The sequence below is a fragment of the Pseudonocardia benzenivorans CB1190 genome (assembly GCF_000196675.2).
Classification (GTDB): Bacteria; Actinomycetota; Actinomycetes; order Mycobacteriales; family Pseudonocardiaceae; genus Pseudonocardia; species Pseudonocardia benzenivorans.
This window is the reverse complement of sequence record NC_015314.1, coordinates 180,158-192,355: the sequence shown is the minus strand read 5'-3', so window position 1 is coordinate 192,355 and position 12,198 is coordinate 180,158. Positions and strand designations below refer to the sequence as shown.

Sequence of the window (12,198 nt, the reverse complement as noted above, 5' to 3'; positions counted from 1 at the left end):
CTGGACCCCGGGGGTGGCGCAGCATTCATCGCGGCGTCAACGATTGATTGTCAGGAGTAGCCGGACAGGCATCGCTCTGTTCTCCGTCGCTGCTTGACCTAGAGAACCCCGCGGTGTAGGCACAGGATCCTGAGGAGTTCTTCCGGCGGCTGGCCGACCAGCGGGTCGCGGTGCGGAGATGCCGCCTGGTCAGCTCGTCGGCTATGCGCTCGCCGCGCTGGGCGACACGAACGCCGACGGCATGCCGGTGTGGTTCTCCGGTCGGAGCCTGGCGCGGGCTCTGTCCCTGCCGAAGCTGCTGGAGCGGTGGGCCTCGGCTGCGCCTCCGGCCCAGCCGTTGCCGCCCGAGGCGCACGAACGGGCCCGGATGGGCGCGGCGGAACCCGCCGAGGCTGTCGTGGACGCGATCAGCGCGGTCGAGCACGCGACCGCAGCGCTGGCCGCCGACGAACGCGACGTCGCGGCGTCGGTGGCGCACGCGGCCGGTGACATGGTCACCGCGGTGTGCACCGTGACCGGTAAGGCCTCCGAGCTGGACCGGGTGCAGTGGGAGGTGGCCGAGCAGTTCGATCGCGCGGCCCGGACGCCGGGCGTGGGCTAGCCGCGGCGGTGGGCTCCGGTGGCCGCCGAGCTGCGGACCGCGGCGTGGCGGTTGATCGCGCTGCGCGCGGTCGCCGGGCCCCGCAGGGACGGCGGAATGCGGGTCGGATTTTCAGAATTGCAGGCGGAACCGGTTAGACAGGTGCCCGGTCGGACTGAAAACGTCGAGGCCGCCCCACCGAGTTCGCCCCGATGCCCCGAAGCTGCGCGGCGATCCCCTCTTAAACACTCGGGCGGATCTCATCTGATGGCTCTCGGCCGCTCTATCGGGTACATTCTGCGTCGAGCGCCTTGCTCAGACACGACGGAAGGGCCTCCGTGGACTGCAATCCCGAAGAAGTTGCTACGCCCTATCCACATTTGGCGCCCCGTCGGGACCGATCTCCGCGACAGAATCCGCGCGAAAACTGATGGTGGTCACCGGCCGAGATCAGGCCAACAGGTTGCGATCCGCCGCAAAAACCGCAGCAGCAGCGCACCCGTCGGGTGAGTGGCCGGAACGGCAGGACCAGGCCCTGACTGCGTTGCGAGGCCTAGCCGCGTTCCTTGCAATGCACCCGACAGACCCCGTCGCTGCGTCGATAGCACGCAGTCTCGCCGAATGGTAAGCCGTCTGTTTCTCGAAGAATGTTGCGCCATGGTAGGCAATAAGGGACTGGCTGCCTCTGCCCGGCTGCCGCTGGTCGAGCACCGTCATCAGATCAGGAGTGGGCGACGATGCGGACCCGGGCCGACGGCCAGAACCGATCTCTACGGACACCAACATGTACAGGTTCGGGTACCCTTCTGCGTGTGAGCATCCCGGAGGTTCTCTCGATCAGCGAGCTGCGCGAGCACCTTGCCGATGCGATGACCCAGGCACGCAGCGCGTCCGGGGGGCCCGTCTACGTCGGGCGTCATCGTCGAGCCGAGGTCGTGCTGCTCTCCGCCGACCGCTACGCCCAACTGTTGGCCGACGAGCGCCGATCAGCGGTAGCCGACGCGATCGGCTCAACCCGGGCCGAAGGTCTCGAGCTCAGCGAGTTCGGAGAAGCCGTGATGCGTGAGGTCGCCGACGGAACCCTGAGCTTCGCCGAGGCCCGAACACGCCTGCTGACCCACTACCGACGCTGACCATCCGCGTTCGTGGCGAGCTGGGACCCCTACCTTGATCCCGAGTCCGGTGTCCTGCGTAACCGTCTGGGAATCACCGACCCCCACACGCTGAGCCAAGCCGAGGCCGCCATCGCGACAAACGCGATGGCCCAGCTCACTCGCTCCCCCCTACCCGGGCACTACGACCTCCGCCACCTGCAGGCATTCCACCGCTTCATCTTCGGGGACATCTACGAATGGGCCGGGGAGCTACGCACCGTCACCTTGGGCAAGGCCGGACAGATGTTCTGCCCGCCCCACGACATCCAACGACGAGCCGGCCAGCTCTTCCTCGGCCTGGCCGCGCGCGACCACCTGCGCGGGTTGGACCGGGAGCCCTTTCTCGACGAGCTCACCGCGTTGCTCGCCGCCCTGACGTTCCTGCATCCGTTCCGCGAGGGAAACGGCCGGACACAGCGCGCGCTGCTCGCTCAGCTCTCCCGCGACGCCGGGTACACCCTCCGGTGGGCCGTCCTCGACGCCGGTGAGAACGCCAGCGCTTCACGCGCAGCCCACGACGGCGATCTCAAGCCACTGCGGACCATGCTCAGCACCGTGTTGATCAGTCCGGCCTGACCTCCGGGGGCCGGTGAGCGTCGCTGGTGGAGGAGGCCCCGGCGAGTGCGGTAGTAGCGAAGGGTGAGCGCTTGCCCGTTAGTAGCGACGGAAGTGATCAGCGTGTTGTGATGGTCGCGCTGTCATAAGAGTTCGGCTAACTACTTCACTGGATAGCCGCAGGTCGGAGCATTATGCATTATTCATCGCCCGGTATGTCCGATACTCGCGACCGACAGTAACCGTCTCCGGCGCTGGCGCAGTGGACCGCCGCCGCATGATCATGCACGACTCACGACTTGGACGGCCGCACTGACCCATAGTCTGATGCGCATACATGCAATCCGTACCGGGACCGAGGGCTGGCGGCGGCCGCGTTCACATGGCGTGCGCAGCCGCCACCTCATCCCTCACATCAGGAGGCGGGCGGACCCCGCAACCGTCGTCCCTCGCGGCCTCAGCCCCGGCGGCGTAACAGATGCAGTCACGGCTGCCCGGCAGCCTGGTGGGCGCGCAGTCGCGTCCGGAGCCTCACCAGCGACCTGAGCAGCGGCTGGCTGAGCGCTCGTGCAAGACGCCGGGGCGGGCTCACGAGCATGAGCCACGCGCCGGCGACCCTGAGGTGATGTCCGAGCCCGCGCGTCGGGGTCTTGCGGTACCCCACCATTCCGTAGCCGGCGGGGCCGATCGGTACGAAGCCGGCTCGACGTAGGTCGTAGACGGGGCGCAGGTCATCGTCATACAGGTGCCACTCCGTCTCAGGAGCGGCAGCTCTAATGTCGAAGTTGGCCACGAGGATCCCGTCGGGGCCAAGCGCAGCGTGTAGCTCGCGGCAGGTGGTGTAGACGTCCGGGACGTGGGCGAGGGTGTCGATCGCGGTGATCGCGTCGTACGCCCCTGCGGGGAGCTTGTCGGTGTGGAGATCGATGTAGGCGATCTCGTCGCCGCGGTTCTGATGGCGGAACCTTGCGAAGTCGAGCAGTGTCGAAGACAGATCCGCTGACGTGCTGGACCAGCCGTTGCGCGCGAAGAGCTGGCTCGTAATGCCGATTCCGGACCCGAAATCGAGGTGGCGGCGACCGGGCGCGTGCTGCTGGGCGAATCGAAAGGCCAACACGTTGGACGGGTCGGCTCGTCCTTCTGACTGCAGGTATGCCCACCAGGACAGGTCGAAACTCCAGGACTGCGTGGTCCGGTAGAACTCGACGCGTCCTGCGTCGCTGCCGGAGGCATTCGTCCTGCGCCATTCGTCGACGCTTGTCTCCTCCCAGTTCAGGCAGGCCTTGCGTGCCTGCTCGGGAGTCATGTCGTAGTACTCGGCGAGGTCGCCCAGGATGGAGTCGCGGACAGAGCGTTCGCCAGCGCGCAGTGCATCGACGAACGACGCCATCTCGGGACTCTCGAGCGCCTCGCGGCAGGCCGGGTCCCAGCCGTTGATGTCGACCGGGGGGAGGTCCAGAGGGTCGATGTACTCGCCTTGTTCGGCCTGCGGGGCGGCGGATTGCATTGCGCGCCACAGGCCTAGCCGCAGCGATTTGTATAGGGAGCGGTCGGTTGTCACGGACACGAGAAGTAACCCCAGGGATTCGGTGACGGATGCGTGCGCACGACGATCTGCGGGCTCACGCGAGTTCGACCTGTCCGGATGGCCGGTCAGGAAGTGTCGAAGCCGGGGTCACACAGGTGGGGCGCGTCCAGGGTTGGGGTCGATGGGGGTCCATCGGGTGAGGCCGACGACCCCGCCCATGCTGCACGCGAGCGCTGGTGGAGCCGCGTGGCTGCCGCTATAGACGGCGATCTCCGGGATCGCGCGGTCGAGGAAGATGGCCCAGAGCTGCCGTGCGACGAGGGCCACTCCCGCGTGTGCCACGCCGCCGACTACGAGAAGCCCGAACGGTGGCGCGCCATCGTGGTGAGAGCCGACGTGGGTCGCGATCTCGATGGCGATGTACACCGCGGGGGCCGTCGCGGCGAGCACCAACGTGGAGGACCCGGCCCGCGGCCGAGTGCGGCGAGCTGCTGTCGATGCGCACAGAACACCGAGAACGCTGGCGGAGACGACGAGAAGTGCAAGGGCCGCGATCGTCAGCGCGCCGATCGAGTCCGCCTGCGCGGCCGCGCCGCTATCTGTCGGCGCCTCGGCAAGCAGGGCGTGAGTGACCAGGTGAGTGAGTCCCCAGAGACCGGCGGCGAGCCCGACAGAGCGCAGCATGGAGCTCGCCCCTCGGCTTATGGCTGTCGTCACCGTGGACTCCTCGAGGAGGTGTTCGCGCCCCGGAGACTAGGTGCAGCGGATTCCGTGTGCCTCCCCGGGGCTGACCAGTCTGGTGATCGGCGCGGCATCCCAGTTCACTGACGGGCTCGGAACGGGGGCATGTGCGACGCTGAGTGCACCCCACCTACTGTTGCGACCGTGGACAAGCGACGCGCCAGCCACCGGCTTGGGCGGCTGCTCGCTGTGCTGGCGGGTCTCGTGGTTGTCGCAGCTTGCTCGCTCGTACTCTGCTGCAGCATGTCCTCGCCGGCGGACGGCTCAAATCCTTCGGTAGGCAGCGCTGGAAGCGCGCCTCACGCCCACGCCGTCCAGGACAGTACCTGGGCGGGCCTCGGCCTTCGGTCCGTGGACGCCGCCGCCGGAGCCGCATTCGCTGACCCCATGAGTGCGTCTCGGCACGGTGTCTCGCTCGCCGACGAACGAGCTATTCTAGCGTGCTCACACGCTTTCCGTGACGGCGTCTTCGCGGTTCTGACCGCGGTCATGCTATTGGTGCTCACAAGAATCCGAAGGCATGCCCTAGCCGACGGCCGTGATGTTCGTGCGAACTGGCGAGGCCGCCACTACACCAGGTGCAGCTCGCTGGCCACATCTGTCAGATTAGCCCAGCTATGCGTGTTACGTACGTGATGTGATCCTCGCCCCTCCGATGGCGCTCTTCCGCGGCTGTTCGAGGAGGCGTTCTACAGGACGGCAGCAGTCCCAGTTTCGGTTCTTCCTGCCATTTTCCTCCTTTCACGCGAGCAGCCCCTACTGCTGCCTCCGTGAAACCTTCTATCTATCCAATCTGGCGCTAATTCCGTTTGTCTTCCGAGGAGATTCAGGATGCCTTCGTCCAACATGCGCTTGTTCACCAGCGAATCGGTGACCGAGGGACACCCGGACAAGATGTGTGACGCGATCAGCGACTCCGTCCTCGACGCGCTGCTCGCCCAGGACCCGCGCAGCCGGGTCGCGGTCGAGACGCTCGTCACGACCGGTCAGGTCCACGTCGCGGGTGAGGTCACCACGAGTGCCTACGCCGACATCCCCACGCTGGTCCGCGAGAAGATCCTGGAGATCGGCTACGACTCGTCGGCCAAGGGTTTCGACGGCAACTCCTGCGGCGTGAACGTCGCGATCGGTGCGCAGTCCGCCGACATCGCACAGGGCGTCGACACGGCCTACGAGTCGCGCGTCGAGGCCAGCGAGGACGAGATCGCCCGCCAGGGCGCGGGCGACCAGGGCCTGATGTTCGGCTATGCCAACACCGACACCCCCGAGCTGCTGCCGCTGCCGATCGCGCTGGCGCACCGGCTGGCCCGCCGGCTCACCGAGGTCCGCAAGTCCGGCGTGCTGCCCTACCTGCGCCCGGACGGCAAGACCCAGGTCACGATCGAGTACGACGGCGACAAGGCCGTCCGTGTCGACACCGTCGTGGTGTCCAGCCAGCACGCGGCCGACGTCGACCTCGACGCGCTGCTGGCCCCCGACATCCGCGAGCACGTCGTCGAGCCCGAGCTGGCGCGCGCGGGGCTGGACGCCGAGGGCGCCAGGCTGCTGGTCAACCCCACGGGCCGGTTCGTCGTCGGGGGCCCGATGGGCGACGCGGGGCTGACCGGGCGCAAGATCATCGTCGACACGTACGGCGGGTTCGCCCGCCACGGCGGCGGCGCGTTCTCCGGCAAGGACCCGTCGAAGGTCGACCGCTCGGCCGCCTACGCGCTGCGCTGGGTCGCCAAGAACGCCGTCGCGGCCGGCCTGGCCGACCGCATCGAGGTCCAGGTCGCCTACGCGATCGGCAAGGCCGCGCCCGTCGGGCTGTTCGTCGAGACGTTCGGGACCGAGCACGTCGACCCGACCCGTATCCAGTCCGCGATCACCGAGGTCTTCGACCTGCGGCCGGCCGCGATCATCCGCGACCTCGACCTGCTGCGCCCGATCTACGCGCAGACCGCGGCGTACGGCCACTTCGGCCGCACCGACGTCGAGCTGCCGTGGGAGTCGACCTCCCGCGCCGACGCGCTGAAGTCCGCCGCGGGCGGCTGATCGGCCCCGCGGAACTGCGAGAATCGGCTACGAGAGGCGGCCAGGGGACGGCCGCTTGTAGCCCCCGTCCGACCGCGATCGGATGTCCCTGCAGCCGCAGTTCTGGCACCGCCGTGGCTCTGCCGCGCGGCCGGCTCCGCGGTTCTTCGGGCACGCTGGACACGTCGTTCCGCTACGGCCCAGGTCGGCGCCGTAGCCGACAGTGCAGAGGTGGCAGGGCCGGGCTCATCGGTCGTCAGCGCAGCGCAGAGCAGCGGAAGAAGTACTCGACCGCCAAGTGGCGGTGGGCCACGGGCACCCTGATGGTCACTGGCATCTCGATGGCCTTCAGGGCTGGGTGGCGAGGCTCGCGGCCCACCCAGTGGTACGAGGTGGGGAAATAGCCGTCGATGGTGAAACGGCGTCGGAGACTCCTCAGGAATCCCTCGGGGGGTTGAACATTGCTGTAGGGCCGGTAGATCCGTTTGTCCCTGTGGTCGAAGTTCACGTACGAGGTGAGGAAGATGCCGTCGGCTTCGAGGATCGGCCCGATCTCGGCCAGCTTCCGGTCCTGGTGCGGTCCGACGTACTCCCAGACGCCCTGCGCGATGATGAGATCGAATTTCCGGCCGCGGAAGCCGATGGGTTCGTCCAGGAAGTCGGTCTCGATGAGGTTGTCGCGCGGTTCCTGGATGGCGATGTCGATGCCGCAGTATTCGATGTTTGGGTGCAGTAGTCGTTCGAGCGTGGCTGGACCGCAGCCGATGTCTAGCAGGGTGAGTCGTTTGCCCGCCGCAATTCTGTTGAGCAATCGGGCTGCCTTCTGCATCCGGTAGTGCGGCTCGGTATAGTTCCGGTTCTCCACGGCCCAGAAGTCTCTCTTGTAGAGTTTTCTGGCACCGCTCCCGATATTGTCGTGAGTGGACATCTGTCCTGCGCCCTCGTCCTTTCATGTCCGTGCCTGCGAACTCACCGGCCGCCGACGGGTGTTAGCAACAGCATCGTGGCGATCTCGTCGAACTGCACATGCACCTGCTGCGCAAAGGGTTGGGTAGCCTCCTCAAGTGCGGGCGGCCGGAGCGCCAACCGGCGAGATTCGAGCTCAGCGAACTGTTCCTGCAGCAGGTCCAGGTCGAGCGTCGCTGCCGCGTGGCAGTAGCCGTCGAGACCGACGCCGGCGAGCAGTTCTCGACTCTTCTCGGAGTAGCCGACAGAAATTGCCGGCACACAGGAAGCCAATCTGGGCGTCGGGATATCGCGCACGGACTTCGTTGAGGGCCACGTCGAGGGAGCCGTCGTTGCCGATGTTCCCCGATCCCAGTAGGCCGAAGAAGCCGATTCGCGGGAACGTCTAGTCACGGCGGGATCACGTGATCGTAGTAGTGTGTGGAACCCTGGACGACCACACAGACGCACAAAGCTCACGATCCCTCCATATCTCTCGAACCCGACATACATGTCGACTTTCGATCGCACGGTTTCTGTCTCGGCATTGGTTATGGTGCTGTTACTCGGACGGCAGTCATTCTGTTCGGCCTTGCGTTCAGCCTGATCGTTCCTGCTCTCATCACCCTGGATGACGAGAAGACAACGGTTCGTCGTGTACGACGTCTGATCTTGGGGCGACGGCCCGAGGACCTGGCGTTTGTCCGACGCCGGCGGCCACGGTGGCCGGAGGTGCCGACCTGGTCAGGTCCGATAGGTCGGATGGACGTCGACGCACCGCGCGGCGCCAGCACGTCCGCCTCGCCCGTACCGGCCGACGGACGCGCGCGGTCAAGAAATTGAGCCGCGTCGTCGATAGGATCACCGACGCCGACAAGGAACCCGTCATCCGTGGAAGGGGTGGCGGCCCTGCAGCGGACGGAGAAGTGCGACTCGCGCCGGAGTGCTGCACCACCAGGGCCCTCAGGCGTAAGGTCGCCTCGGTGGTCCTCCTCGAGGAGCGCAAGGTCGACAATCGCGCTATCGCCTGCGGTGTACGCAGTGTCGGCTCTGACGTGGATCCGTTGGGTTCGACGCGGCACAGTCGAGCCCACGGCGAGCTCCTGCGTAGGCCCGCCAGCGCACGACGCATGTGTGCCGCCCAACAGGCCGGCGGCGGTTGATGAATCCGACGAGCTGTGGAAGCCGTGACGGGGCAAGGGACGGTGTTGCCGGCCCTCGCCCCGCCTCGACGCCGTACGTCGGGTCAGCCCTGGTCGCTCGTCGGGCGGAACCTGCGGAGCCGCAGGCTGTTCCCGACGACGAACACCGAGCTGAGGGCCATCGCGGCGCCGGCGAGCATCGGGTTGAGCAGGCCGAGGGCGGCCAGTGGCAGCGCGGCGACGTTGTAGGCGAACGCCCAGAAGAGGTTGCCCCTGATCGTGCCGAGCGTGCGGCGCGACAGTCGGATCGCGTCCGCTGCCGCGCGCAGGTCACCGCGGACCAGCGTGATGTCGGCGGCCTCGATGGCGACATCGGTACCGGTCCCCATCGCGAGGCCGAGATCGGCCTGTGCGAGTGCGGCCGCGTCGTTGACACCGTCGCCAACCATCGCGACGACCCTGCCCTGCGCCTGCAGGTCCTTGACCACCTGCAGCTTGTCGGCGGGCAGGACCTCGGCGACGACGTCGTCGGATGGGATGCCGACCTCGCGGGCGACCGTCTCCGCCACGGCCCGGTTGTCCCCGGTCAGCAGGATCGGGGTGAGCCCGAGCCCGCGCAGCCGGGCGATCGCCTCGGCCGACGTGTCCTTGACGATGTCGGCCACGGCCATGACGGCCCGAGGCTCTCCGTCGACGGCGACGGCGACGACCGTGCGCCCCTTGCCGGACTCCAATTCGGCCACTGCGGCGAGATCGTCAGGCAGCCTCTGGCTCCACTGGTCGAGCAACGCCGGCCGACCGACGAGCACCGCGTGGTCGTCGACGACGCCGCGCACCCCCAGGCCCTCCAGGTTGCCGAACTCCGTCACCTCGGGCAGCTCGCCCACCCGTTCACGCGCCGCACGGGTGATCGCTGCGGCGACGGGATGCTCCGAGGCGTTCTCCAGCGCCCCGGCCAACCGCAGAACCTCGTCCGCGTCCGACGGGTCGGTCCCGGATCCGTCGGAGCCGGCGGTGTGTACGGCGAGCAGGGACATCCGGCCGGTGGTGACGGTGCCGGTCTTGTCCAAGACCACGGTGTCGACCTTGCGGGTGGACTCCAGGATCTCCGGGCCCTTGATGAGGATGCCCAGCTGTGCGCCGCGGCCGGTGCCGACCAGCAGCGCGGTCGGGGTGGCGAGCCCGAGCGCGCACGGGCAGGCGATGATCAGCACCGCGACCGCAGCGGTGAACGCCGCCGCCGCACCCGCACCGGTGCCCAGCCAGAACGCGAGGGTGACCGCGGACAGGGCGATCACGATCGGCACGAACACCCCGGAAATTCGGTCGGCCAGTCGTTGGACGGCTGCCTTGCCGGTCTGGGCGTCCTCGACCAGCGTGGCCATCTGCGCGAGCTGGGTGTCTGCGCCGACCCGGTGGGCCTGCACCACGAGCCGGCCGCTGGCGTTGACGGTGGCTCCGACGACCTCGTCTCCGACGACGACCTCGACCGGCACGGACTCGCCGGTGAGCATGGACGCGTCGACGGCGGAGCTGCCCTCGACGACGATCCCGTCGGTGGCGATCTTCTCCCCGGGGCGGACCACGAAGCGGTCACCGACGGCGAGCTGCCCGACGGGGATGCGCTCCTCGACCCGGCTGCCGTTCGGGCTTTCCCGCAGCACGGTGACGTCCTTGGCGCCGAGCTGGAGCAGGGCACGCAGGGCCGCGCCGGCGCGGCGCTTGGAGCGGGCCTCGAAGTAGCGCCCGGCCAGGATGAACGTGGTCACCCCGGCGGCGACCTCGAGGTAGATGTTGCCGGCCCCGTCCGATGGGCTGATTGTGAGCTCGAAGGGGTGGGTCATGCCGGGGATGCCGGCGGTGCCGAACAACAGTGCGTAGAGCGACCAGGCAAACGCGGCGAGGGTGCCGAGTGAGATCAGGGTGTCCATGGTCGCGGCGCCGTGGCGCAGGTTCGCCCACGCCGCCCGGTGGAACGGCCAGGCCGCCCACACGATCACGGGCGCGGCGAGGGTCAGCGAGATCCACTGCCAGTAGGTGAACTGCCACGCCGGGACCATCGCCAGCGCGATGACCGGTACCGACAGCACGATCGAGGTCAGCAGCCGCTGCCGGGCGGCTCGCAGCTCGACCGGCTCGGCACTGCTCTCGTCGACCTGCCCGGAGCCACCCGGCTCCTCGGCGACGGTCGGGGGATCGGGAAGGCGGGCGCCGTACCCGGCGGCGTGCACCGCGGCGACGAGCTCGTCGGGGGCGATCCCGTCCGGTGCGGTGACCTTCGCCTTCTCCGTGGCGTAGTTGACCGTGGCGGTCACGCCGTCGATCTTGTTGAGCTTGCGTTCGATCCGGTTGGCGCACGACGCGCAGGTCATGCCGGTGATGGCGAGCTCGACGTCGGTGACGGTGCGGCCCTGCACGGCAGTGGCTGGTCCAGTGACCGCCGCGGGGGCAGCTGTCGAGGTGTGGCTGGTCGTGGACATCAGTGGCCCTCTCCCATGCGGGGGTGGGTGTCGGTGGGGGTGGCGACGGCTCCGCTCGTCTCGTCTGGGCTCGTCGCGTCTGGCGCCGAGGTCGGTGGGCCGGTCGGCACGGTGAACTCAGCGGTGTGCACCGTCCCGGCGTGCTGGAAATCCAGGAATAGCCGGTAGGTGTCGGACGAGGGGACCTCGGCGACGAACCTGATCTGCGGTCCGGCGAGGGTGCGCCCGTCACCAGGGCTACCGTCTGCGTGCACGTGCAGATAGGCCAGGTCGGTGGCGCGCAGCGCGACGAGGTGTCCGTAGGCGCCGAGGTAGGGCTGCAGGTCGGTGACCGGCACGCCGTCCTCGGTGACGGTCAGCGCCAGCGGAGAGGACCGCCCGGCGATCAGGTCGCCATCGAGGTGGACCTGGTAGCCGTCGACCTCGGCGACCCGGCTGGTGTCGTGGCCGACCGGCTCGTCGACGCCGGCCACCGACAGGTCGGCCCCGAGGGTCGTCGGCGCCCCGCCCGTCGGGGTGAAGTCGGCGAAGACCCGGTAGACCCCGCCCGCGGGCAGATCCAGGGCTGTCCGCCAGGTGCCGTCGGGGTCCATAATCGGGTGCAGATGCTGGTAGCCGGTGGTGTCGCGGCGCACCACGATCAGGTGCAGCTGCTTGGTGTGCTCCTCGTCGAACGCGGTCACCGTGACCCCGTCCGGGCCGGTGATGCGGAAGGTGAGGTCGTCGACGGTTCCCGCGGTCAGCGTCGAGGCGGTGGGCATGAGGGTGTAGCCGCCCCTGCTCGGCGCCAGCCCGGCGGGCTGGTCTGCGGTCTCCGGGACGGCGCCGCTGTGGATGTCCCCGTGCCCGGTGTCCTCGACGACGCGGGCGCCTGTGGGCCCGGTCGCCGGTGCGGCGGAGGCGGTGCTGGCCAGGGGACCGACAGCGGATCCGGTCGCGTACGCCCCGAGTGCGAGCAGGGCGAGCGCCGCGCCGTAGGCGGAGAGCTTCGCAAGAGTGTTCACGATGATTCCCTTGCTTCAGGGTTGCCCGTCCGGCCGGGTCCGCCGCGACGAGATGA

Annotated in this window: 10 protein-coding genes; 4 read left to right on the top strand and 6 right to left on the bottom strand. The window is 68.5% G+C overall.

Annotation, left to right across the window (positions count from 1 at the left end; translation table 11 throughout):
• Positions 1–178: 178 nt before the first annotated feature.
• The 3 genes from PSED_RS34550 (at position 179) to PSED_RS34540 (ending at position 2,310) form a co-directional block, all read left to right on the top strand.
• Positions 179–601 (top strand): hypothetical protein, encoded by a 423-nt coding sequence (locus PSED_RS34550; RefSeq protein ID WP_041763382.1) that lies wholly within the window; start codon positions 179–181, stop codon positions 599–601.
• Between the two features lie 791 nt (positions 602–1,392).
• Positions 1,393–1,713 (top strand): antitoxin VbhA family protein, encoded by a 321-nt coding sequence (locus PSED_RS34545; RefSeq protein WP_049803823.1) that lies wholly within the window; start codon positions 1,393–1,395, stop codon positions 1,711–1,713.
• A 12-nt stretch (positions 1,714–1,725) separates the two neighbouring features.
• Positions 1,726–2,310 carry a Fic/DOC family protein gene (locus PSED_RS34540; RefSeq protein ID WP_013678843.1) on the top strand — a complete coding sequence of 195 codons (585 nt, stop codon included), beginning with the start codon at positions 1,726–1,728 and terminating at the stop codon, positions 2,308–2,310.
• 463 nt (positions 2,311–2,773) lie between these two features.
• On the opposite strand, the gene PSED_RS34535 is transcribed toward PSED_RS34540, so the two are convergent.
• Together PSED_RS34535 and PSED_RS34530 are read right to left on the bottom strand one after the other, a co-directional pair.
• Positions 2,774–3,856 (bottom strand): class I SAM-dependent methyltransferase, encoded by a 1,083-nt coding sequence (locus tag PSED_RS34535; protein ID WP_013678842.1) that lies wholly within the window; start codon positions 3,854–3,856, stop codon positions 2,774–2,776.
• Positions 3,857–3,964: 108 nt separating this feature from the next.
• Positions 3,965–4,501: a hypothetical protein gene (locus PSED_RS34530; protein WP_013678841.1), complete on the bottom strand. Its 537-nt coding sequence runs from the start codon at positions 4,499–4,501 to the stop codon at positions 3,965–3,967.
• A gap of 888 nt (positions 4,502–5,389) precedes the next feature.
• Between PSED_RS34530 and metK the strand changes: the two genes are divergently transcribed.
• On the top strand, positions 5,390–6,592 hold the full coding sequence (gene metK, locus PSED_RS34525) for a methionine adenosyltransferase (protein WP_013678840.1): 1,203 nt from the start codon (positions 5,390–5,392) through the stop codon (positions 6,590–6,592).
• A 235-nt stretch (positions 6,593–6,827) separates the two neighbouring features.
• On the opposite strand, the gene PSED_RS34520 is transcribed toward metK, so the two are convergent.
• The 4 genes from PSED_RS34520 to PSED_RS34505 form a co-directional block, all read right to left on the bottom strand.
• Complete coding sequence (locus PSED_RS34520) at positions 6,828–7,436, bottom strand: methyltransferase domain-containing protein (RefSeq protein ID WP_158511371.1); 609 nt, start codon at positions 7,434–7,436, stop codon at positions 6,828–6,830.
• 104 nt (positions 7,437–7,540) lie between these two features.
• Entirely contained in the window at positions 7,541–7,834 is a 294-nt protein-coding gene (locus tag PSED_RS34515; protein ID WP_143771219.1) for a hypothetical protein, read from the bottom strand.
• 928 nt (positions 7,835–8,762) lie between these two features.
• Positions 8,763–11,138, bottom strand: coding sequence for a heavy metal translocating P-type ATPase (locus tag PSED_RS34510; protein ID WP_013678838.1), 2,376 nt, complete (start codon positions 11,136–11,138; stop codon positions 8,763–8,765).
• Positions 11,138–12,142, bottom strand: coding sequence for a DUF8832 domain-containing protein (locus tag PSED_RS34505; RefSeq protein ID WP_013678837.1), 1,005 nt, complete (start codon positions 12,140–12,142; stop codon positions 11,138–11,140). The genes PSED_RS34510 and PSED_RS34505 overlap by 1 nt, the downstream gene beginning before the upstream one ends.
• Between the last annotated feature and the right edge of the window lie 56 nt (positions 12,143–12,198).